The organism is Mesorhizobium escarrei (genome assembly GCF_935825525.1).
In the GTDB taxonomy this organism is placed as follows: Bacteria; Pseudomonadota; Alphaproteobacteria; order Rhizobiales; family Rhizobiaceae; genus Mesorhizobium; species Mesorhizobium escarrei.
In genome coordinates, this window is the sequence record NZ_CAKXZT010000150.1 from 82,592 (window position 1) to 104,363 (window position 21,772).

Annotated in this window: 17 protein-coding genes and 1 pseudogene; 10 read left to right on the forward strand and 8 right to left on the reverse strand. The window is 62.9% G+C overall.

Annotated features, from left to right (window positions below):
* The first annotated feature begins 38 nt into the window (after nt 1-38).
* From NMG80_RS26985 to NMG80_RS27000, 4 genes are read left to right on the forward strand one after another with little or no spacing between them, the layout of a single operon-like run.
* Complete coding sequence (locus NMG80_RS26985; RefSeq protein ID WP_254020936.1) at nt 39-1,301, forward strand: ABC transporter substrate-binding protein; 1,263 nt, start codon at nt 39-41, stop codon at nt 1,299-1,301.
* A gap of 15 nt (nt 1,302-1,316) precedes the next feature.
* Nucleotides 1,317-2,342 carry a carbohydrate ABC transporter permease gene (locus tag NMG80_RS26990; protein WP_436798692.1) on the forward strand — a complete coding sequence of 342 codons (1,026 nt, stop codon included), beginning with the start codon at nt 1,317-1,319 and terminating at the stop codon, nt 2,340-2,342.
* Nucleotides 2,339-3,391 carry a carbohydrate ABC transporter permease gene (locus NMG80_RS26995; RefSeq protein WP_254020937.1) on the forward strand — a complete coding sequence of 351 codons (1,053 nt, stop codon included), beginning with the start codon at nt 2,339-2,341 and terminating at the stop codon, nt 3,389-3,391. Before NMG80_RS26990 ends, NMG80_RS26995 begins: the two co-directional genes overlap by 4 nt.
* 8 nt (nt 3,392-3,399) lie before the next feature.
* Nucleotides 3,400-4,482, forward strand: a complete 1,083-nt coding sequence (locus NMG80_RS27000; RefSeq protein WP_254020938.1) for an ABC transporter ATP-binding protein — start codon at nt 3,400-3,402, stop codon at nt 4,480-4,482.
* Nucleotides 4,483-4,655: 173 nt separating this feature from the next.
* Here the strand turns inward: NMG80_RS27000 and fdhF are convergent, their stop codons facing one another.
* From fdhF to NMG80_RS27020, 4 genes are all read right to left on the reverse strand, one after another.
* On the reverse strand, nt 4,656-7,445 hold the full coding sequence (fdhF, locus tag NMG80_RS27005; protein WP_254020939.1) for a formate dehydrogenase subunit alpha: 2,790 nt from the start codon (nt 7,443-7,445) through the stop codon (nt 4,656-4,658).
* 1 nt (nt 7,446) lies between these two features.
* Nucleotides 7,447-9,120 carry an NADH-ubiquinone oxidoreductase-F iron-sulfur binding region domain-containing protein gene (locus NMG80_RS27010; protein WP_254020940.1) on the reverse strand — a complete coding sequence of 558 codons (1,674 nt, stop codon included), beginning with the start codon at nt 9,118-9,120 and terminating at the stop codon, nt 7,447-7,449.
* 216 nt (nt 9,121-9,336) lie between these two features.
* Nucleotides 9,337-9,576: a sulfurtransferase TusA family protein gene (locus NMG80_RS27015; protein ID WP_254020941.1), complete on the reverse strand. Its 240-nt coding sequence runs from the start codon at nt 9,574-9,576 to the stop codon at nt 9,337-9,339.
* A gap of 128 nt (nt 9,577-9,704) precedes the next feature.
* The gene (locus NMG80_RS27020; RefSeq protein ID WP_254020942.1) at nt 9,705-10,961 is read right to left on the reverse strand and encodes a molybdopterin molybdotransferase MoeA; all 1,257 of its coding nucleotides are present in this window, start codon (nt 10,959-10,961) and stop codon (nt 9,705-9,707) included.
* Nucleotides 10,962-11,141: 180 nt separating this feature from the next.
* On the opposite strand from NMG80_RS27020, the gene fdhD reads away from it, so the two are divergent.
* Together fdhD and mobA are read left to right on the forward strand one after the other, a co-directional pair.
* Complete coding sequence (fdhD, locus tag NMG80_RS27025) at nt 11,142-12,029, forward strand: formate dehydrogenase accessory sulfurtransferase FdhD (protein WP_254020943.1); 888 nt, start codon at nt 11,142-11,144, stop codon at nt 12,027-12,029.
* Nucleotides 12,019-12,651, forward strand: coding sequence for a molybdenum cofactor guanylyltransferase MobA (gene mobA, locus NMG80_RS27030; RefSeq protein WP_254020944.1), 633 nt, complete (start codon nt 12,019-12,021; stop codon nt 12,649-12,651). Before fdhD ends, mobA begins: the two co-directional genes overlap by 11 nt.
* Nucleotides 12,652-12,659: 8 nt before the next feature.
* Here mobA and NMG80_RS27035 read toward each other — a convergent pair.
* The 3 genes and pseudogenes from NMG80_RS27035 to NMG80_RS27045 all read right to left on the reverse strand — a co-directional run bounded on the left by NMG80_RS27035 (nt 12,660) and on the right by NMG80_RS27045 (nt 16,013).
* Nucleotides 12,660-14,600 (reverse strand): annotated as a pseudogene (locus NMG80_RS27035) (molybdopterin biosynthesis protein).
* 7 nt (nt 14,601-14,607) lie between these two features.
* Nucleotides 14,608-15,738, reverse strand: coding sequence for a molybdopterin-binding protein (locus NMG80_RS27040; protein ID WP_254020945.1), 1,131 nt, complete (start codon nt 15,736-15,738; stop codon nt 14,608-14,610).
* 68 nt (nt 15,739-15,806) lie between these two features.
* Nucleotides 15,807-16,013 (reverse strand): DUF6494 family protein, encoded by a 207-nt coding sequence (locus NMG80_RS27045; RefSeq protein ID WP_254020946.1) that lies wholly within the window; start codon nt 16,011-16,013, stop codon nt 15,807-15,809.
* 163 nt (nt 16,014-16,176) lie between these two features.
* Here NMG80_RS27045 and NMG80_RS27050 point away from each other — a divergent pair, with 163 nt between their 5' ends.
* Together NMG80_RS27050 and NMG80_RS27055 are read left to right on the forward strand one after the other, a co-directional pair.
* A complete protein-coding gene (locus tag NMG80_RS27050) occupies nt 16,177-16,716 on the forward strand; it encodes a WD40 repeat domain-containing protein (protein WP_254020958.1) in 540 nt (179 codons plus the stop codon).
* The gene (locus NMG80_RS27055; protein ID WP_254020959.1) at nt 16,604-17,185 is read left to right on the forward strand and encodes a hypothetical protein; all 582 of its coding nucleotides are present in this window, start codon (nt 16,604-16,606) and stop codon (nt 17,183-17,185) included. The genes NMG80_RS27050 and NMG80_RS27055 overlap by 113 nt, the downstream gene beginning before the upstream one ends.
* Nucleotides 17,186-17,323: 138 nt before the next feature.
* Here the strand turns inward: NMG80_RS27055 and NMG80_RS27060 are convergent, their stop codons facing one another.
* Nucleotides 17,324-18,559, reverse strand: a complete 1,236-nt coding sequence (locus NMG80_RS27060; RefSeq protein WP_254020947.1) for a GGDEF domain-containing protein — start codon at nt 18,557-18,559, stop codon at nt 17,324-17,326.
* Between the two features lie 597 nt (nt 18,560-19,156).
* On the opposite strand from NMG80_RS27060, the gene NMG80_RS27065 reads away from it, so the two are divergent.
* Nucleotides 19,157-20,041: a helix-turn-helix transcriptional regulator gene (locus tag NMG80_RS27065; RefSeq protein ID WP_254020948.1), complete on the forward strand. Its 885-nt coding sequence runs from the start codon at nt 19,157-19,159 to the stop codon at nt 20,039-20,041.
* Nucleotides 20,042-20,180: 139 nt separating this feature from the next.
* Nucleotides 20,181-21,377, forward strand: a complete 1,197-nt coding sequence (locus NMG80_RS27070) for an aldo/keto reductase (RefSeq protein ID WP_254020949.1) — start codon at nt 20,181-20,183, stop codon at nt 21,375-21,377.
* Nucleotides 21,378-21,772: the final 395 nt, after the last annotated feature.

A 21,772-nucleotide genomic window follows, 5' to 3' on the forward strand; every position in this document is an offset into this window, starting at 1 on the left:
ATCAAGCGGTGGAAACCGCAAAAGCGGAGGAGTGAACCATGAGAATGAATTCGATAATCCTGGGCCTTTCGGCGGCCCTTCTGTCGTCGACCGCGTTCGCAGGCGACGTTCGCGTGATGTGGTATTCGGATGGCGTCGAAGGCGAGGTTATACAGGACCTGCTCAACCGCTTCATGAAAGACAATCCGGGCATTAACGTCATTCTCGACAATGTCGCCTACAAGGTTGTCCAGGAGCAGCTTCCGGTCGAACTCGAGGCAGGACGGGGTCCCGATATCGCCCGCGTCACCAATATCAAGGAACTCGCCGACCATTGGCTCGACCTGACGCCTGTGGTCGCCGATCCAGCATACTGGCAGACGAATTTCGGCGACCAGTTCGACTGGATGCGCCCTGACGGTTCCAAAATCATTCCGGGCTTCATGACCCAGATCACGCTGACCGGCGGCTTCGTCAACAAGACGCTTTTCGAACAGGCCGGCGTGCCGATCCCGGCCGAGACCGCAACCTGGGACGAATGGATCGATGCCGCCGGCAAGGTGCAGCAGAGCCAGCAGCTTAACGCTGCCTTTGCCATCGATCGCAGCGGCCATCGTATCTCGGCGGCGAACATCTCTTATGGCGCCAACTACATCGGCGCTGATCGACTGCCGGCGCCGATCGACGCCGGCACGAAAGCTTTCGCCGAAAAGCTGGTCAATTGGGTTGCCGACGGCCGCATGAACAAGGAAATCTGGGTTTCGGCGTCGGGCACCACCTATCGCGCCGGGGCCGACGACTTCATAAATGGGCAGATTGCCTACTATTATTCGGGCAGCTGGCAGGTTGCCAACCTCGCCAGCAAGATTGGCAAGAACTTCGACTGGGTGGCGACGGGCTCGCCCTGCGGCCCCGCCGCCTGCACCGGCATGCCGGGCGGCGCCGCGCTGGTCGCCGTCAAATACACCAAGAACGCCGCTGAAGTCGGCAAGGTGATGGACTTCCTGAGCCGCGAGGACATCATGCGCGAATTCACCGAGCGCACCCTGTTCCTGCCCGCACACAAGGGCGTTCTCGCCGGCAAGATCGATTACAAGACCGATGACGAGAACGTCAAGGCGTCGCTTGAAGCCTTCCTGAAGGCATCGGGCAAGATCGCGCCGAATGCCGCCGCCCTGCCGGCATGGAAATGGGGAACTCCGGTTTATGGCGCGCTGGTGACCCGCATCAGTCAGGTCATGGCCGGCGAGCTGAAGCTCGACGAGGCTTTCGTCCGCATCGACGAGGACATCAAGGCACAAGTGACCGAGGCATCGAAGTAGCGTCGCGGCAGTGTCATGGCAGACGTCCGAAACGGCATAGCGACCCGCGCCGGCGCCATGATCCTGGCGCCGGTCGGCTGGCTTGCGAATTTATTCGATTCGCCACTGCGCATGTTGCAGCGGCGCACGGGCAGCAATGGCATGGCCGTGTTCTTCCTGGCGCCGAACATGCTGGTGTTCGGCATTTTCGTGCTGTTTCCGCTGGTCATCAACATCCTCTATTCGATGACCGGTGGCGGGGCGTTGTTCCTCGGCGACCGCACCTTCGTCGGCGCCGATCAGTATGGGCGGCTGTTCAGTTGCAGCAGCTATCTCGATCCGAAGAGCTGCATCGAGGACCTGTTCTGGATCGCGGTTTGGAACACCCTGGCCTTCGTTGTGCTGCAAGTGGCGATGATGGTCGCCGTGGCGCTTGTCACCGCACTCGTGCTCAACCGTGAGTTGCGTGCGCGCAGCTTCTGGCGCGCCGTGTTCTTCTTCCCTGTGCTTCTGTCGCCGGTTGTGGTCGGTCTCATCTGGCGCTGGATCCTGCAGCGGCAGGGACTGCTCAACCTGATGGTGTTCGAGGCGGGCGGAACTCCGGTCAACTGGCTGGTGGAGCGCAACTGGGCCTTCACCGCCGCGATCATGGTGTCGGTCTGGGCCCATGTCGGCTTCTATGCGCTGATCCTCCTCGCCGGCCTTCAGGCCATTCCAAAAGACCTCTATGAGGCCGCCGAGATGGACGGCACCCGGCCCTTGCGCGTCTTCTGGCGCATAACGCTGCCCTTGCTGGCGCCCAACCTCCTGGTCGTGCTGGTTCTGACACTCATCCGCGCCGTGCAGATATTCGACGAGGTCTATGTGCTGACCGGAGGCGGTCCCGGGACCAGCACGCTGTTCCTCACGCAGTACATCTACGAGGTCGGCTTCGCCTCGATGCTGCGCAATCCGGGACTCGCCTCCGCGGCCTCGATCCTCATGGGAGCGGTGCTGGTCGTGCTGACCTTGATCCAGCTGGGCATCGCAAGGCGCAACGAGCAGCGGGGCAAAATGCGATGAGCAGGGTTGCGGAATTTCTGTTTCGCCGGCGCGGCGGCGCCGGTTGGCACTGGACCGACGTTTTCACCTGGTTCTGGCTGATCGGCGGGCTGATTGTCATGTTCGGCCCGGCGCTCTGGCTGGTCAACTCCTCGTTCAAGACGCCTGCGGCGCTGGCGGAGTTCCCGCCGACTGTTTTGCCCTATGTCACCGCCGAAGCGATCGTAGCAGGGTACGAGGAGCCGCTGCAGCTCTTCGAAGTGCGCAATGACGACGGCAGCGTGCGCGTGCTCGCCGAAGTGCGCCGCCTCGGCACCGTCGCGCAGATGGTCGATCCCGCCAACCCGGGCGAGATCATACGCGTCAACATCAAGAACCGTACGCCCAAGCGCAGCATCGCTTTCGCGCTCGACAATTATGTCCAGCCTTTCCTCGCCTTTGACTTCTTCCTCTATCTGCGCAACTCGGTCTTCGTCACCGTGGTCGCCACCCTGATTACGCTGCTGACCAATTCGATGGCCGCGTTCGCACTGTCGAAGTACAATTTTCGGGGACGTTCGGCTGTGATGATGCTCATCGTCGCGACGCTGATGGTGCCGCTCTCCGTCATTCTGGTGCCGCTCTATTCGGTCATCTCGGCAATGGGACTGTTCAATTCGTTATGGGGCGTGATCCTGCCCACAGTGGCGACGCCCACGGGCGTCTTCATGCTACGCCAGTACATGCTGACGATCCCCGACGAGCTGATCGAGGCAGCGCGCATGGACAAGGCGTCCGAATGGCAGATCTACTGGCGCATCATCCTGCCGCTGACCGCCCCCGCGCTGGCGGTACTGGCAATCTTTTCCGTCGTCTGGCGCTGGAACGACTTCCTCTGGCCACTGATCGTTTTGTCGCGCAAGGAGGTCTATACGCTGCAGGTTGGTCTCAACACCTATGCCGGCCAACTCAATGTGCAATGGCATTACATCCTGGCCATGACCGTGGTCACCATGATCCCGGTCGTGCTGGTGTTCATTTTCCTTCAGCGCTACATCACCACCGGCATTGCCGGCTCCGGTCTGAAATAGAGGCTACCATGAGCCAGATCACACTCACCGGCGTATCGAGGGCATTCGGCAAGGTCGGCGTGCTGCACGACATCAATCTCAATATTCTTGACGGCGAGCTGATCGTCTTCGTCGGCCCCTCCGGCTGCGGCAAGTCTACGCTGCTGCGGCTCATCGCCGGGCTTGACCGGCCGACAGGCGGCGCCATCGCGATCGACGGCAAGGACGTGACCACCGTTCCGGCCGCCGACAGGGGATTGGCGATGGTGTTCCAATCCTACGCGCTTTACCCGCACATGAGCGTGCGCCAGAACCTGGCCTTCGGACTGGAGAACGCCCGCATGGCGCGCGCCGAAATTGATGCGCGCATCGCCGAAGCCGCGCGGATGCTGGAAATCGCGCCGTATCTCGACCGGCGCCCCGGCCAGCTCTCCGGTGGCCAGCGCCAGCGCGTCGCGATCGGCCGCGCCATCGTGCGCAATCCAACTGCTTTCCTGCTTGACGAGCCGCTGTCCAATCTCGACGCCGAGCTGCGCATCTCGACACGCGCCGAACTGGCCGCCCTGCACGAGCGGCTGTCGGCGACGATGGTCTATGTCACGCACGACCAGATCGAGGCGATGACGCTTGCCGACCGCATCGTCGTGCTGCGCGCCGGCCGCATCGAGCAGATTGGCACGCCGCTCGACCTCTACAACCATCCGGCCAATCTGTTCGTGGCCGGTTTCATCGGTGCACCGCGTATGAACTTCCTGCCGGTAAAGGTGGCAGCCGGAGGCACTGGCCGGTCAAGCCTCACCCTGGACGGTTCAGCTGGGTTCGAGATCGACGGGAACGTCAGCGCGGTGAATGGCGACGTGACGCTCGGGCAGCGGCCGCATCACATCAGCCTCGCCGATGCTGGCAAGGGAGACATTGCGGCACGCGTCGCGCTGGTCGAAGCCCTCGGCTCCGAGACAATCGTCCACACCAAGACAAGCGGCGGCCAGACCATGCTAGCAGTTGTCGCCGGACAATGTCCGGTGGCTTCAGGCGACACGGTGGATCTGAAGTTCGATACCAGCCATCTGCATCTTTTCGATGACACCGGCCAGCGCATCGCTGTGAGTTAGAAGCCCCGTCCGGGATGGCGTCGGAGAATGAATGGGCGTCCCGACATGGCCCGTTGGATCTTTCGGGTTGGGCAATCCCATCTGGCAGGGCTGCATGCATCTTTGGGTTGTATGGACGTTTCGAGGCTACAGCGCGTTCAGCATCCAGTGCGTGCAGATGGCGCGGTACTGGCTCATTCGGCAGCTTCGGCCTTCGCCGCCGGCGCAATTCGCGCGGCGCAGTATTTGAACTCCGGGATCTTGCCGTAGGGGTCCAGCATCGGGTTGGTGAGCACGTTGGCCGGACTTTCGTTGAAGCAGAACGGCATGAACACCGTGCCGTCGGCGACCTCCCGGTCGGCGCGGAGGATGGCGTCTACCGTCCCGCGCCGGGTCTCGACCGCAATCATCTCCCCTTGGCGTAGGCCGTGCCGCTTGATCTCATAAGGGTTCATCGCAGCGATGCCGTGTGGCTCGATCGCGTCCAGCACGCCCGCCCGGCGGGTCATGGAGCCGGTGTGCCAATGCTCGAGCAGTCGGCCGGTGGTGAGCACCAGTGGAAACTCTTCATCGGGCACTTCGTCAGGCGGTAGCAAATCGGCCGGCACGATGCGACCGCGTCCGTCCGCGGTCGGGAATCCGGACGAGAAGATGATCTCATTGCCAGGCTTGTCGGGGCCGTCGGCCGGATAGACTACGGATCCCTCGCGTTCGACGCGGTCCCAGGAGATATGCTTGAGCGAAGGCATGACGCTGGCCATCTCGGCATAAACATCCGAGACATGGCCGTAATTCCAGTCCAGACCGATGCGCCTCGCCAGTTCGACTATCAGTTCCCAGTCCTGACGCGCTTCGCCTGGCAGTTCGAGTGCTGGACGCCCAATCTGCACCTGCCGGTTGGTGTTGGTGTATGTGCCGAGCTTTTCGGCATGCGCCGAGGCCGGCAGCACCACATCTGCATGCCAGGCGGTCTCGGTCAGGAAGATGTCCTGCACTACGAGATAGTCGAGCATGGCCAGTGCTTGCCGGGCATGGGTTTGGTCCGGATCGGACATGGCCGGGTTCTCGCCCATTATGTACATGCCCTTGATTTCGCCTTCATGGATGGCGTCGATGATTTCGACGACCGTCAGGCCCCGTTTCGGGTCCAGCGTCTGGCCCCAAAAATTCTCGTATGCGCCGCGGATGTCGATGTTCTCGACCGATTTATAGTCGGGGAAATACATCGGGATGAGCCCGGCATCGGATGCGCCCTGCACGTTGTTCTGGCCGCGCAGTGGATGCAGGCCTGTTCCCGGCCGGCCGACATGTCCGGTGATCAGGGCCAGAGCGATCAGGCAGCGCGCATTATCGGTTCCGTGTGTGTGCTGGGAAATGCCCATGCCCCAAAAGATGATCGACCGCTCGGCGGTCGCGTAGGTGCGGGCGACGTCGCGCAGCACGCTCGCCTCGATGCCGCAGACCTCGGCCATCGCCTCGGGCGAAAAATCCTTCACCTTGGCCTTCAGGGCCTCGAAACCGGAAGCGTTGGCCTGGATATACTGCTCGTCGTAGAGCTTCTCCTCAACGATGACGTGGATCAGCGCGTTCAGCATGGCGACGTCGCTGCCGGCCTTGAATTGCAGCGAATGCGACGCATGGCGCATCAGGTCCTGGCCGCGTGGGTCGATGACGATCAGCTTGGCGCCGCGCTTGGCCGCCTGCTTGAAATAGGTCGCGGCGACCGGATGGTTGGTGGTCGGCCGCGCGCCGATGACGATGATGCATTCGGCCTTCAGCGCGTCATTGAAGGGCGCCGAAACCGCTCCCGAACCGACGCCTTCCATGAGTGCTGCCACTGACGATGCGTGGCAGAGCCGGGTGCAATGATCGACATTGTTGGTGCCAAAACCCTGGCGCACCAGCTTTTGGAACAGATAGGCCTCTTCGTTGGAGCCTTTTGCCGAACCGAAACCGGCCAGCGCCTGCCCGCCATGATCCCTAAGGATTGTCTTCAGCCCGCCGGCGGCGCGCGCAAGCGCTTCTTCCCAGGTAGCCTCGCGAAAAACGGTCAGCGGATCGACGCCGCGCATATCGGCATCGCCCGACTTCGGCGCATCGTCGCGCCGGATCAGCGGCTTGGTCAGCCGTTCAGGCGACATCGCATAATCGAAGCCGAAACGACCCTTGACGCAGAGCCGGTTCTCGTTGGCATAGCCATTGCGGCCATCGACCTGAACGATCCTGTTGTCCTTGACCGCAACGCTGGTCTGGCAACCGACGCCACAGAACGGGCACAGCGTGTCGATGACCTTGTCGAATTCCTGGATGACCCGGGTCTTGCCTGCATTGTCCATCAGCGACTTTTCGTAGAGCGCGCCGGTCGGGCAGGCCTGCACGCATTCACCGCAGGTGACACAGGTCGACAGGCCCATCGGATCGTGCATGTCGAAGACGGGAAGCGAGTGATTGCCGCGCTCGGCCATGCCGATCACATCGTTGACCTGGACCTCGCGGCAGGCCCGGACACAGGCGCCGCAAGTGATGCAGGAATCGAGATTGACGGCAATGGCCGGATTCGTGATGTCGAATTCCGGCCGGACATCATCCGTGGCGAATTTTGAGCTGTAGCGGCCGCCGGAAATGCCCATCGAACCAGCCCACTGCCAGAACATCGACTGCTGATCCGGACCGTCGGCCACCGGCCGCATGTTGCTGGCGAGAAGCTCGAACACCATCTGGCGCGATTTCCTGGCCCGTTCGGTATCCGTCTTCACCACCATTCCGGCGGAAGGCTTGTGGATGCATGAGGCGGCAAGCACCCGTTCGCCCTCGACATCGACCATGCAGGCGCGGCAATTGCCGTCTGGCCGATAGCCGGGCATGTCGACGTGGCACAGATGCGGGATCCTGGTGCCTTCACGCTTTGCAACGTCCCAAATCGTCTCGTCGTCAGCGGCTGTGACCGTTTTGCCGTCGAGGGTGAATATGACGCCATCTGCCATTTCAAAGATCATCCCTAAAATGCGTCAAAAGGTGATTGACCGGATTGGGCGCCGCCTGGCCGAGACCGCAGATGGAGGAATCGCGCATCACGGTTTCAAGGTCGCGCATCGCCGTCTCATTCGGCACGCCCTTCTCTTTCAAGAGCGTTACCAGCTTTTCGGTTCCTTCCCGGCACGGCGTGCATTTCCCGCAACTCTCATGTTTGAAGAAATTCATGAGATTGAGGGTCACATCCCTGATGTTGTCGACTTGCGAAAGCACGACCACCGCATGTGAGCCGACAAAGGCGCCCTGTTTAGCGAGTTCGCCGCCGAAATCGAGTTCAATGTCGCCCATCGACGCCGGAAGGATGCCGCCCGAGGCTCCACCTGGCAGATAGGCCTTGAATTCATGCCCGTCCGCCATGCCGCCGCAATAATCCTCGATCAGTTCGCGCACGGTGACGCCGGCCGGGGCCAGCTTGACACCTGGCTCCTTCACATGTCCGGAAACCGACCAGGAGCGAATTCCCTGGTGGCCGGGCTTGCCCTGCGCGGCAAACCATTCAGGTCCCTTCTCGACGATATCGCGGATCCACCACAGCGTTTCGACATTATGGTTGAGTGTCGGGCGTCCGAAAAGGCCGACTTCGGCAATATAGGGAGGCCGGTGGCGGGGCATGCCGCGCTTGCCCTCGATGCTTTCCAGCATCGCGCTTTCTTCGCCGCAAATATAGGCGCCGGCGCCGCGCCGCAGTTCGATAAAGCCGGGCTTGACGATGCCGGCCGCCTCAAGCGCCGCGATCTCGGCGCGCAAAATGGCGAGCACGGCTGGGTACTCGTCGCGCATGTAGAAATAAATGCGCTCGGCCTCCACCGCGTGAGCGGCGATCAGCGCCCCTTCGAAGGTACGATGCGGATCGGTTTCAAGATAGACGCGGTCCTTGAAAGTGCCAGGCTCGCCTTCGTCGCCATTGATCGACATCAGCCGGGGCCCTGGATAGCCGCGCACGAAGCCCCATTTCTTGCCGGCCGGAAAGCCGGCGCCGCCGAGGCCGCGCAGTCCGGCGTGCTCCATGATCTCGATGATGCCATTTGTGGTCAGCACGCCATCGCGCACTTTCTGCAAGAGCTGATAACCATCCGCAGCGCGATAGGCATCCAGGCCGACATAGTCGGGCGCCGCTGCGCTGACGGCCCCGCCTCTCGCCATCGCCAACAGCTTTTGGCTTGTCGCGTGGTCGACTTCGCGGTTGCCGACGCGTGCGGCAGGGGCGGTGGCGCAGCGGCCCATGCAGGGCGCACGCATGACGCGGACTGTCTTCGGGTCGGCGTCGGCGGCCAGTTCGCCAATCAGGTGTTCCGCGCCGGCCAGCATGCAGCTTATCGATTCGCACACCCGAATTGTCAGCGGCGGGGGCCTCGCCTCGCCTTCCCTGACGATATCGAAATGGTCGTAGAAGGTCGCGACCTCGTAAACCTCAACCTGGGACAGGCGCATGTCTTCGGCAAGCGCGCGCAGATGCGCGGCCGACAGACAACCGTAACGGTCCTGGATCAGATGCAGGAACTCGATCAAAAGATCCCGGCGCCGTTCGCGAGGGCCAAGAAGTTCCCGGACCTCGGCCAGGGCAACATCATCCAGCGCCCGCCCCTTGGGTCCGCGATCGGGGCCTCGCCGTTGCTGCACTGTCATGCTCTCTCCTCCCGGGGCGAACCCTTCGTCTGAGGAAGGCGGCTGCCGCCACCGATGTGGTTGTGAGCCTCATCCGCCCTCAGCCCGGCGCATTTGGATAAGGACTTGGCACACAAATCGACTTGGCACACAAGTTGTACCAAATGCCGGTCTGGCAATCTTAGCAGACCGCGGCAGCGCGATAGAACTGATCTGCGCCCTGATTTGTCGCACGGCCTATAGCGGAGCAGCTTGCGCCTTCTCGATCAAGAAAACGATGTGGTCTCCCTGCCGTTGCATCGCCTCCAGGCGGTCGCCCATTTCGTTGATCAGATTGGGAATGTCTATGGCTGCCAGCGGATCGGTGCAACGGACCTCAAGGCGCTCGCCTGGCCCTATGCCGCTGAGCGCCTTGCGGGTTTTCAGCGCCGGCAAGGGACATTTCAATCCCGTCAGGTCGAGCTGTCTCGCTGTCATGGTGGCGCACCATGGCCGACCGCTCACCGGTCGTCAACGGTCGCGCCGTCAGGGGCCCGCAAATGAGAGCGGCCAGGCGTCGCACCGCTTTTCTGCCGAACTGCGTGCCGCCGGCTCGACGGCGTTGGTCAATTCAGGTCCGAATAGGCAAGGAACTGAACGGTCTGGCCCGGCTCGACCTGGGTTGTTTCCTCGCCGAGCTCGACAAGGCCGTCCGTTTGAACCAAAGAAGACAGCAGGCCAGCGCCCTCGCGCGGGAATTTGACGGCTTCACATGTGCCGTCCTGCGTTCCATGCAGGCTTACCCGCACATATTCGCGTCGCCCCGGCTTTTTGCGGTAGGAAAAAGCCGCCCGCACAGGCCGCGAAATTGGTGGCTGCTGCCGCGCGCCGGCCAGTGCAAAGATCGCGGCGCGCGCAACATGGGCAAATGTGACGAAACTCGCCACCGGATTGCCGGGCAGCCCAATGAAGGCTGTCCCCCTGATCACCCCCATGGCGACTGGCCGGCCGGGTTTTATGGCCACCCGCCAGAAGACCAGGGTTCCCACACTCTCGACGGCCGCCTTGACGCAGTCGGCCTCCCCGGTCGAGACGCCGCCGGACGCCAGGATCAGGTCCTGCCCTGACGCAACCTCGCCCAGCACATCCGCGATCAGGCTGCTGTCGTCTGTGAGAATGCCCAAATCGGTGGTCTCGCAGCCCAATCTTGCCAGCATGGCCATCAGCATGAAGCGGTTCGAATCGAAAAGCTGGGCCGGTCCGCGGACCTCTCCCGGCGCGACGATCTCGTTGCCGGTCGAGAAGATCGCGACGCGAATTTTGCGCCGCACATCGACCTGCGTCATGCCGAGAGCCGCGGCGAGCGCAACATCCTGCGGGCGCATGCGCTGACCGGCCTGCAGCACCACCTCGCCTGCCGCGACGTCCTCGCCCGCCGGCCGCACGTTGGCTCCCCTTTTCAGGCCGGGCGGAACGATGACCCTGCCGGTATCGTCGAGACGGACATCTTCCTGCATGTAAACCGTGTCTGCCCCCTCCGGCAGCGGAGCGCCGGTGAAGATGCGTATGGCTTGTCCGGGCGCGGCGGGCCGATCCGGCGCCACCCCAGCCTGGATCCTGTCGCGCACGGGGAAAGCTTTTTCAACGGTTCCCGGCAGGTCGTCGCCGCGCAGGGCATAACCGTCGACGGCTGAGTTGGTGAAAGGCGGCAGGGGCAGCGGCGCCACCAAATCTCTTGCCAGGACGCGCCCATCGGCAATCGCCAGTTGGACGGTTTCGGTCCCGTCGACAACGGTCAGCCGTGAAGCAATCAGTGCGGCAGTATCGTCGAGCGATCGCATCGGGCCGCCGAAAGCGAAGCAGTCGTCTGAAAGTTGCGCCATCGAGCCTTCAGCCTCTGTGGATCCGGCCGAACCGGCAGCTCGGCGCCATCCGGCAGCCCAGTCTGCGCCTGCGCGCGCTTTTGTGGACCGGCATCGGTTTGAACAGGCTATATAGTGCAGGTCAAGCCGAAGGTAACGCATCCATCCGGCGAGCGGGATTGCAATTGTCATGAGATCGCCATGCAGCAGATGAATAACCGACCAGACATCATCATGCCGAGCCCGGACGACATCCGTTTGACCGAACAGGTCAGCGGCATCGATCATACGGGCGCTGCCATTCAAGTCCGCGTCCCCGTTGAACGCCCGCTGACGCTCTATCTGAATGCGCAGGAGATCGTCACGATGATGACGATCGGCGACTATCCCGAATATCTGGCGCTGGGCTACCTGCTCAATCAGAACATGCTCAAATCCGACGACGTGGTGACCGAGGTCGAATATGACGACGACCTTCAGGTTGTGATCGTTCGTACCGAGCGCAACACCAATTACGAGCAGAAGCTTAGGAAACGGACGCAGACTTCAGGCTGCGCGCAGGGCACGGCTTTCGGAGATCTTCTAGAGGCGCTGGAAAACACCGCTCTGCCGGCAGCCGTACTGCACACCTCCTGGCTTTACCAAATGACTCGCACGATCAACACGACGCCGTCGCTCTATCTCCAAGCGGGTGCAATTCATGGTTGCGTGCTTTGCAGGCAAGGCACGCCGATCTGCTACATGGAGGATGTCGGGCGCCACAATGCCGTCGACAAGATCGCCGGCTGGATGTATCGCCACGGCATCGATCCGGCTGACAAGATCCTTTATACGACGGGCAGGCTGACGTCGGAAATGACGATCAAGACGGTTCGAATGGGCATTCCGATCCTCGTCTCGCGCTCAGGTTTCACCGCCTGGGGCGTGGATTTGGCGCGTCAGGCCGGCCTGACGCTGGTTGGCCGGGCGCGCGGCAAGCGGTTCGCGGTGCTGTCGGGCGAGGATCGGATCGTCTTCGACCAGGACCTCGCTTCCGTCGACGAGGAAGCGCCTCGTCACAGACGCAAGGCAGCCGCCGATGGCGAATGAAAAGGTGCCGACCCTGGGCGTCGTTCTCGCCGGTGGGCTCGCCCGGCGCATGGGCGGTGGCGACAAATCCATGCGTCGGATCGACGGACTCACCATCCTCGATCGTGTCCTCGAGCGCCTCGGCCCGCAATGCGACGGGCTGTTGCTGAACGCCAATGGCGATCCTGCCCGCTTCGACCGCTTTCGCCTTCCAGTCGTCGCCGACCCGGTCGAGAACTATCCGGGGCCGCTGGCTGGCGTGCTTGCGGGCCTCGAATGGACGGCGGCGAACAGGCCCGATGTCGAATGGATCGTCAGCGTCGCAGCGGACTGTCCTTTCCTGCCGCGCAACCTCGTCGAACGGCTGCATCGGGCGCGCGTGGCGAAAGCTGCGGATCTGGCGGTGGCGATGTCGGCGGGTCGGACGCATCCTGTCATCGGACTGTGGCAAGTGGCGATGCGCGATGCGTTGCGCCATGCGCTCGTCGAAGAGGGCATTCGCAAGATCGACCTGTGGACGGCTCGCTACCAGCTTGCCACCCAGTCCTGGCCGGACAAGCCGGTGGATCCCTTCTTCAATGTCAACACGGTCGAAGATTTTGCCGAGGCCGAACGGCTCGTTTCACACCTTACCGACCCTTAGCCCGGATATCAGCCAGGTCGCGTAAAGCCCATGCGCTCGATCCCCTCGTTGAATTCAGGCGAAGCGAGCGCGTTAAGGAAGGCCTGCACCGCGGGTCGCTCTTTGCGAGCAGAGACCAGCGCGAAATCATAATGCTCTTCCTTCAGCGCAATGAAACCGAGCCCGGCTGAGCGCGCCACCGGCGCAATGGTGACGCCCCAGTCGGCTCGGTTCTGTGCGACGGCCGCCGCGACTGCATTGTGCGAGCGGGGCTGGTTCCAATAACCGTCGGGACGCGCCGGACCAAGCAGTTGGTCGATCAGGATGCGCGTACCCGAGCCCTGGTTGCGGTTGACCATCATGCAATTGGGGTCGGCGAGTGCGGCTCGCACCGCCTCCTCTGGGTCGGTCCCCTGGAAGCGCACGTCGCCGGGGCGGTAGACGATGCCCTGCATGCGCCGCCATCCCTGCACAAGTTCGAGGCCGTCGCTCAGGAACGGCGCATTGTAGCTTTGCGTCTTGGCATCGAAGAGATGGATCGGCGCGAAGTCGCACTCGCCTCGCTTGGCCGCGGCCAGGCCGCCCAGGCTCCCGACTGCGATGGACCGCACAGTGAGGCCGGCGCGAAACAGAATGCCCACGACAAGATCCAGACCCGTGCAATTGCTGCCGATCACCACGAGATCGGGAACACGCACGTGCGGTGTGAACAGCGTCACTGACGCCTCGCTTCCGGCAGGCATGTTGTCGGCCAAAGCTTCGATGCTGACGAAGCCATCCGCCTGGGCAAAGGACGTTATCGCCCCCGAGCCCTTGCCGGTGGGATAGGCGACCAGCCCTTGCTCACCCTCGACCAGCGATACCATCACGAACTCCGTGCGGCCGAGTTCGGACTGAATGCGCAGCGGAACCTTTGCCGCGACCTTCGCTTCGGTCCGAGGCGGCAGGCCCGCCATGCGGCGCAGCACAGGTACGATCATGTCGTGGAAAGTGAACATGGCCGAAGTCGGGAATCCCGGCAGCACGACGACCGGCTTGCCGTCGCAAACGGCGAGGCAAAGCGGCTTTCCCGGCTTCAGCGCCACACCATGGGCAACGATGCCGGGCGCGCCGAGACGGTTCACGATGCGGTGGCTGACATCACCCGCGCCCTTGGACGTCCCACCAGACAGTACCAGCACGTCATGCGCCGCTAGCGCCTCGCGCATGCCGGCTTCCAGCGTGGCTTCGTCATCCGGATAGGCGCCGAGAAAGCTCGCCTGGCTGCCATTTTCAGTTATCGCGGCGCTGACGATTGCGCCATTGGCGTCGTATATGCCGGCGGGCCGCAGGCTGCCGCCCGGTTGGATAAGTTCGTCGCCGGTCGACAGAACCGCCACGCGCAGCTTGCGCGCCACCGTCACCAGCGCAACTCCGCAGGCGGCAAGCATGCCGATTTCACGAGAGCCGATCACCGTTCCGGCGCGCAGCAGAACTTCACCGCGGGCAATATCGGATCAGGCATGCGAGATGAACTGGCCGGGCGAGGCTCCGCGCCTGACTTCGATGGCATCGCCTTCGGCCGGTTGTGTGTGCTCCACCATGACGATGGCATCGGCGCCGCGCGGCACGGGCCCGCCCGTCGCGATCGAGGTGGCGGTGCCTGCGAGCACCGGTATTTGCGGGGCGACACCGCAGGCGATGGTTTCGCGGTTGAGCAGCAGTCTGGCTGGAAGGGCCTCCGACGCGGTGGCCATGTCGGCGGCGCGCACGGCAAAACCATCGACGTTCGAACGGTCGAAGGGCGGCACGTCGATCGGAGCCGTGACATCATCGGCAAGCGCCAGCCCAAGCGCATCCGCAAGCATCAGTTCTTCGGTCGGGATCGTTCGCGGAAATAGCGCCGCCTCGAAACGAGCGAGCGCCTCGTCGCGCGACAGGACCGTCAGGAACTGCTCCTGGCCGGCATCCGGGCGGGTGGATCTGGTCATGACCGACTCATCTGGGGTCGTCGAACACAAAGGCGCCAACAAATGTTCCCGCGGCACAGCCCTCACTGCCGCCTGGAATGGCAAGCCATGCACCCGCCAGGCGGATCGCCTCCAGCGAAAAATCGCCTATCGCAAGCGGCCGCCATCTGTCTTGTTCCTGCTTCAGGAGGACGATCTCGGCCAGTCCGACCGTGGAGGAGATTTTTCGCTCCAGCGCCAGGACCGTCTGTCGCCGGGCGCTCCTGGCCGACAGGCGATCGATAGCCGGCTGAACAAGCGCCAGAAAGGCGGCAAAGGCCTGATCGGGCGCGCCGGGCAGAGCAATGATCGGGACCGCGTCGAGCCGGCCGATCGCCGCGGTTCGGCCGGGCTGCAGCGCTATGTTGTGGGCGATGAGCGCCCCACGCGCCGCAAGCGCGTCGGCTGTAGCGTCGGCGCGCCCCGCACCAGTGCCTCCAATCAGGATGATCAAATCGCCGGCTGCATTCCCAAGCGCCTGGGCGACGGATCTGGCGTCGCGTGTAACCGTTTCGATGTCGAACACCGTCGCGCCAGAGGCTCCTGCGAGGTCGGCGATAAAATGGCTCGTGAAAGTATCGCTCGCCGGGGCGGCGACATCGATCAGGCGCAGCTTCGGCGCCCGCACCGCAATTTCACCAATCCCTGCACTTCGCACGGCCAGGAGGTCCGCGGCTGACAGCCTGTGCCCCGCAATAATGAGCGGTCGGCCCGCCTCCATGTCCTCGCCAGCGCGTCGCACGCCCTGGCCTGGTGCTGCTTCCTCGAGCGCCTGGGGCATCGGGCCGCTGCAATCGATGAGATCGGCATCGAGAATGCAATCGCATCCCTCCGGCATGGCGCCGCCTGCCTCTATCCAGACCGGAATTGCCGTCAGCGGCAGCGGCGAATAGGCCGACGCACCGGCAAGATCGAGCGCGCGACACGCCCAGCCATCTGTCTTTGCCGTGTCGCGGATCGGCTGCGCGTGTGCCAGGGGCGGCATAGCGGCGCCGATCTTCCCAATCGTCTGGTCAAGCGGCAAAAGAGTGGGCGCAACCGGCGCCACCCCGTCGAGGAGTGCGGCGAGAGCCGCTTCGAGACCGGTCAGCGCGCCGACGGAAGGCTGCATTCTCATCATGTCCGATGATGGAGCAGATGCGAACCGCATTGCAACGGGCTTCAGAAGCGGCGCACCGCCGAACCTATTCAGCCAAGGTCGATGTCGCCTTCGACGATGTGGTGCAGACCGGCGCGTTCAGCCGTAATCACGGCCCTCACGGTCAGGCGCCCCTGCCCCTTCAGTCCGGCATCCGCCACGGCCTTTTCGATCGCCTGCTGCGAGGTTACGCCGACCTGCTTGAGGAACTTGCGCATCGACACGTTGAAGGGATCGGTTTCCATGTTTTGAGTCATAGGATTGCCTCCAATAGCTGGGAGTGTGCGGCTGGTCGGGTTGCAATCGCATGCTGCTCCCCGGCGAAGGCGCTGCCCGCCAGCGGAACACGGAAACGTATGATGCGCAATGCATAAGACGCTCGCATTCGCTTTGCTCGCCGCTGTTTTCATCGCCGGCGCGATGGCACATGGTGCGGAACTGCGTGGGCATGGCGGCCCCGTGCGGGCGATTTCCGTAGCGCCGGACGGAAAGACGGTGGCAACCGGCAGTTTTGACACCAAGACGAGTATTTGGTCGCTTGAGACCGGCGAAGCGCGCGACGTGCTGCTCTTTCACGAAGGTGAGGTAAGCGCCGTCGCAGCATTGCCGAACCGGCGCTTTGCCAGCGCCGGTGCGGATGGTCGCATCGCGATCTGGCAAATCGGTCGAGGCGAGCCTGCCCACATCCTGGAGGGTCACACCGGACCTGTCGCCGACCTCGAACTGTCGCCCGACGGATCGATGATGGCTTCGGCGTCCTGGGACACCACCGTCCGGCTCTGGCCGCTTGCTTGCAAGAGCGCCCGGCGACCGCCCGTTCGTCGGAGGTGCGGACGGGCAGGTACGGTTGCTCGACCGACGCGGCAAAGTGCAGCTGGAAGTTCCGGTCTTGCGCAAACCGGTGATTGCCCTCGCCGCCACGCCAGACGCGAATCATCTCGCCGTCGCCGGCATCGTTGATGGAATCCTGTTGCTGGACGCTATGAGCCTCTCCACCATCCGCACTCTCGACACGTCCGGCGTGGCGGTATGGTCGCTTGCGTTCGCGGCTGGCGGCAAGACGCTTCTGGCTGGCGGCGCCGACCATCTGGTGCGGGAATGGAACATCGAGACGGGCGAGCGCCTTGGGGCGGCTGCGACCGGCAGGACCGATCCGATGGCCAGATACGCTGGTAATCCGGACGCGGAAGCATTTCGCGCCTGCATTGCCTGCCATACGCTCGACCCGAACGACGGCAATCGAGCCTGGCCCACGCTGAATGGCATTTTCGGGCGCAAAATAGCGTCCGTGCCGATCTCCTCCTGCCAATCTCGAGGGTTTGCGATTAGCCATAAGCCACCACGTCTTCGTCATCCCAGGGCGGAGCGACGCGAAGCGGAGCGCAGACCCTGGGATGACGAAGTGGAAGAATGGTTCGGCCAATCCTAGAGGTTTGCGATTTGCCACTGAAATTTGGCTGAGAGAATTGTCGACGGTCGCTGCCGATCGGCCCAACGAGGCAACAACCTAAAGCTCGTCGCACGAGGCCGGTCGAACGCGACGCGCTCTAGGCCATGAACTCCGACATCACCGTCTCGACCGAGCGCCCAAAAGGCTCGATGACTCCAGCCTGTGGAACACCACCCGATTGCGGCCGGTTTGCTTGGCAACATAGAGTGCTTCATCCGCTTGGCGCTGGAGCTGCTCTGGCGAAATGACCTGGGCCGGCGCCTGGACCGCCACGCCGATGCTAATGGTGATATAGCGGGACACGCGCGATCCAGGGTTAGGAAAACAGGCAGCTTCCACACACTCGCGAATTCGCTCGGCTACAACCGCGGCCTCCTGCTCGTTCACACTTGGAAGGAGCACGAGAAATTCCTCACCGCCGTATCGCGCCACATGATCGCGATCGCGCCTCACATTCTCCCGGATCAAGCGGGCGACCTCGATGAGGCAACGATCGCCCTCGGCATGGCCGAGATGATCGTTAAGCTTCTTGAAGTGGTCGATGTCGCACATCAGCATAGCGGCGCCGCCGGGGCATTTCCCGCCACCGCCCCACACGTGGTCGAGCGTTTCCGTCATCCGGCGCCGATTGTCGATGCCGGTTAGCGGATCGGTTCTCGCCAGAAGCTCCAGCCGATCGTTCGCTTCGGCCAGTTCGGCAACCCTGTGCCGGTCTCGAAGCTCAAACAGAAAAGTCTTCTGAGCTAGAATTGTCATCGTACGCCGCGCGGCGACCGTAGCGAGAATGCCGCTGGCGAAAAACAACGTGGCGGCCACCGCATTGCCAATCTCAAGGCCCGGGTTCTGCAACTGAAAGACGAGATAGAGACCAAGAGCCAAAGCGGCGATCGTCACGGTCCATGCCTGAGGGATGCCGAAGATGATGATGGCCGTGATCGCTACGAACAGCATGATGTTCAAGTGCCGTTCGTAGAACTCGCCGCCGGCGCTTGCGCCAACCAATACGATCGACAACAGGATGAGGAACATGCCAGTGATCAGCGAAACCCCCTGGACCCAGGCGGGGCGCCGTTTTCGCCAGACAAGGACCACGACTGCAGCGACGGGCGGGATGATGGCGGCAGGCAGGAGCATGGATAGCGCGATCGCCCTTGGAAGCATCACCATGTTGAGCGCCAGCGTCAGCACATCCAGGAATGCCACCCATATCATCCAGGCGCGGATGATCTTGGCCGTTTGCGACCAGACACGTGCCTGGAACAGGCGTTTGATCTCGCCTTTGAGCCGGATGTCGCGCGTGCGGTGCGCCAGAAGTCGCTCAACTTCCGCCGTGACGGCTGGATCGTCCTGCATGTCGAGGTGCGTCCGATCTACCAATCGACGGGCCCTGAGGCCCCCCTTTCCTGAACATCCATTCGAACCGTCCGGTGTCGGCCGAGGGGCAAGAATGTCACTCGATGCTGAAGATTTGATTGCTAAAGGGCGCTTATTTGCGTGTTGATCGTGTAAGCCTCTTGGTCACCCTCGTAGGGCTCTCGGCCTCGATCGCCGGGAAACGCATGTTGAGGACGATCAGCCCTAGACAGCGCATCGGCCACGTGCTCCCGACCTGACGACCACGTGCGCGAGGCCAACAGAAAGCGGATGGCAGTCGCATCGCGAGGGCGATCAATCAGCGCGAGGAAAAGCGCGATCAGATGAAGCGGTGGGCGAATTTGCGGATCGTGCGGTAAGAAGGAATCGCGAGGCGATTAAGGAGGCGCATTTGGTCGCTCTCTTCTCGGTCGCCGCGCCGTGGGCAACGTGTTTGTACCGCAGTCATTCTGCCGTTTTGGCAGGCCGATGAGAAAGGCCGCGGACGGAAAAATGCCGCAAATCAGCGGCGTACTGTACCCGCGGAGCCGCTCAGGCGGCCGTTTTGCCTACCACGTCAGCGGGAAAAGCCGAAGGATGACCAGCCGCACGCAACCCGACATCATCCGCCGGGAAAGTAAGACCTTCCGTTTGGCGCATTGCCTTTTGCCGGCATGGCGCGACGGCGAGATCGACTCGGCGTCGGCGCCCGGGTCGATCGCCATGGCTTTCACAGGCCAGGCGGATGCCGTTGTGCGCGTAGCCGATGGCACTGCAAGGCCGCGGGCAGTGCCGCCTATGACAATCGGGCTTGGCGGCGAGACGCCGATCGCCTGGTTGGAGACGGACTCTCCCTCCGACGTTCTGGAAATCACCGGGGCGTCCGGGCTACGCTGCGAGATGGCGCGGGACATGCGTGTCGAAAGCCACGCCGATCTCGACGACGTGCATGGCTGGCAGGACCCGATCGTTCAGGCGGTCGCGACCAGGCTGCGCGCCGCCCTGCGCGGGTGGATACCGATGTCGGACCTGGAGGCCGAGACACTGGTTCGCGCCGCCTATGCCCAGGTGCTGCGGCGGCACTTCGGTGGCCGCGAGGGTATCCGGCGAACGCTTGACGCGCGGCGGCGTCAGCGTGTGGTGGAACTGGTGCTGGACATCGGCGACAAACCGCTGACCTTGGGAGATCTTGCCGAGGCGGCCGCACTCAGCCCGTTTCACTTCGCGCGCAGTTTTGCCAACACCTTCGGCATGCCACCGCATCGATTTGTAACTGTAAGTCGGCTGGATCGAGCGTTTCACGCTCTGCGGTCGACCCAGGCATCCGTGCCGCAGGCGGCTGCGGCTGCGGGGTTCTCGAACCTGCATCATTTTCGTCAACTGTTCCGGCGGCAGTACGGCGTGCCGCCATCGGACATAGCAGGCAGGCGCGGACTCAGTCGATCCGGCACCGATAGGCTTTCGAGCGACGGCTTCGCCTGAACCCCGGCGAGCCACGAAGTGAGCAAGAATCGAGCCTGTCCGTGGCGCCGGCCATGTCTATCTTCAGCAAACCACCCTTTGAGGCCGCACCGAACATCCGCGTCGGCCTCATGGCATATCCCGAGCCAAGGATCGTGACATGACGAAATCTCACCGAGTCGATCAGTCTCCCTCAAACATTGACAATCCGCAGCGGCGGCAATTTCTGGCGTCGGCAGCTTTTCTCGGCGTTGCGCCCTGGCTGCTGTCTTCGCTTGGCGAAGCGGCGGCGCAAACGGCCAGCCCGCAACCCGCGAGCCAGCGCCGCAAGCTGGGCGCCCTCGAGGTGTTTCCCGTGGGGCTCGGATGCCAGTGGAAACCTAGCCCTGACGACGGCACCGCCCAGGATTATTTCGGCAGCCCCATAGATCGCTCCGCCGCGGTTGCGCTTATCAGGCGCGCGGTGGACCAAGGCGTCACCCTCATCGATACGGCGGAAGTCTATGGACCCTTCATTTCGGAGGAGATCGTTGGCGATGCGCTGCAGGGGCTGCGCGAGACCGTCGTTCTGGAGAGTAAGTTCGGGTTCAACGTTGACCTTGAGACCGGCAAAATCGGAGAGGGCCTGAACAGCCGGCCCGAGCACATCAAGCGCGCCGTCGAAGGCAGCTTGCGCCGCCTGCGCACCGACCGCATCGACGTGCTCTACCAGCACCGCGTCGACCCGCTTGTGCCGATCGAAGACGTCGCCGGCGCGGTCAAGGATCTCGTCGCCGAGGGCAAGGTTCTGCATTTCGGGCTCTCCGAGCCGGGACTGGAGACCATCCGACGCGCGCACGCGGTTCTGCCGCTCGCCGCCATCCAGAACGAATATTCGATGGTCTGGCGTGGTCCCGAGGCCGACGTGCTGCCTCTGTGCGAGGAACTGGGCATCGGCTTCGTGAGCTGGGCTCCGCTGGGCTATGGTTTCCTGACCGGCACGATTACGGCAGGAAGCCGCTTTGGCGACGACCCCGAGCGAGACTTCCGCGCCTGGGTTCCCCGCATGGCAGAGGATGCCTTGGCGGCCAACATGGCGCTCGTCGATGTCGTGCGGACGTGGGCGCAACGCAAGGAGGTCAAACCCGCCCAGCTGGCGCTGGCCTGGCTGCTGGCACAGAAGCCGTTCATCGTGCCGATTCCCGGTACAACGAAGGCCGCCCACCTCGACGAGAACATTGCAGCCGCTGCCATCACCTTTACGGAGGACGAGTTGCACGAGCTCAATGCTGCCGTGGCCGCGGTCAAGATCGAAGGCGCTCGGCTTCCTCCCCCGGTTCTCGCAATGTCCGGAGTGGAGGCCCCACCCAAGGCTTAGTCCGGGTGACCGCCTGCTCATGGTGAATGCACCTAAGTCGTGGGACTCAGCGAATCTAAATTGGCCCACTTCAAAGCGAAATTGACCATAAGTGGTTGATTCATGGACTTTGGTGGGCCCGGAGGATGTCATCAATTACTTGTTTTAGTTGTGTTTTTCGTGGGCACAAGGCAAACATCCTTCCCGTATCGTTCCGTATGGTTTCGCGACCGTCGTCGGGCGAGATTAGCTGTCTATGCCACCTTGCGCCAGAAACGGACGCTCCTCACCCCATTTCGAACGTCTTGATAGGGCCGAACCTGCCCTTCCGCTTTCGGGACGAAGTTACCGAGAAGCTGCCTGGCAAGCTGTATGCGGACTCGTCGCGTGACCACACCAAAAGTATGAGGCTTCTA

What these genes read in the sequence shown, in the direction of transcription:
- mobA (WP_254020944.1), top strand. Translation starts at nt 12,019, where the DNA reads ATGGCGAATGAAAAGGTGCCGACCCTGGGCGTCGTTCTCGCCGGTGGG.
- NMG80_RS27060 (WP_254020947.1), bottom strand. Translation starts at nt 18,559, where the DNA reads ATGCAGGACGATCCAGCCGTCACGGCGGAAGTTGAGCGACTTCTGGCG.
- NMG80_RS27010 (WP_254020940.1), bottom strand. Translation starts at nt 9,120, where the DNA reads ATGACAGTGCAGCAACGGCGAGGCCCCGATCGCGGACCCAAGGGGCGG.
- NMG80_RS26995 (WP_254020937.1), top strand. Translation starts at nt 2,339, where the DNA reads ATGAGCAGGGTTGCGGAATTTCTGTTTCGCCGGCGCGGCGGCGCCGGT.
- NMG80_RS27070 (WP_254020949.1), top strand. Translation starts at nt 20,181, where the DNA reads ATGACGAAATCTCACCGAGTCGATCAGTCTCCCTCAAACATTGACAAT.
- NMG80_RS27000 (WP_254020938.1), top strand. Translation starts at nt 3,400, where the DNA reads ATGAGCCAGATCACACTCACCGGCGTATCGAGGGCATTCGGCAAGGTC.
- NMG80_RS27015 (WP_254020941.1), bottom strand. Translation starts at nt 9,576, where the DNA reads ATGACAGCGAGACAGCTCGACCTGACGGGATTGAAATGTCCCTTGCCG.
- NMG80_RS27065 (WP_254020948.1), top strand. Translation starts at nt 19,157, where the DNA reads ATGACCAGCCGCACGCAACCCGACATCATCCGCCGGGAAAGTAAGACC.
- fdhD (WP_254020943.1), top strand. Translation starts at nt 11,142, where the DNA reads ATGCAGCAGATGAATAACCGACCAGACATCATCATGCCGAGCCCGGAC.
- NMG80_RS27045 (WP_254020946.1), bottom strand. Translation starts at nt 16,013, where the DNA reads ATGACTCAAAACATGGAAACCGATCCCTTCAACGTGTCGATGCGCAAG.
- fdhF (WP_254020939.1), bottom strand. Translation starts at nt 7,445, where the DNA reads ATGGCAGATGGCGTCATATTCACCCTCGACGGCAAAACGGTCACAGCC.
- NMG80_RS27050 (WP_254020958.1), top strand. Translation starts at nt 16,177, where the DNA reads ATGGCACATGGTGCGGAACTGCGTGGGCATGGCGGCCCCGTGCGGGCG.
- NMG80_RS26985 (WP_254020936.1), top strand. Translation starts at nt 39, where the DNA reads ATGAGAATGAATTCGATAATCCTGGGCCTTTCGGCGGCCCTTCTGTCG.
- NMG80_RS27040 (WP_254020945.1), bottom strand. Translation starts at nt 15,738, where the DNA reads ATGATGAGAATGCAGCCTTCCGTCGGCGCGCTGACCGGTCTCGAAGCG.
- NMG80_RS26990 (WP_436798692.1), top strand. Translation starts at nt 1,317, where the DNA reads ATGGCAGACGTCCGAAACGGCATAGCGACCCGCGCCGGCGCCATGATC.
- NMG80_RS27020 (WP_254020942.1), bottom strand. Translation starts at nt 10,961, where the DNA reads ATGGCGCAACTTTCAGACGACTGCTTCGCTTTCGGCGGCCCGATGCGA.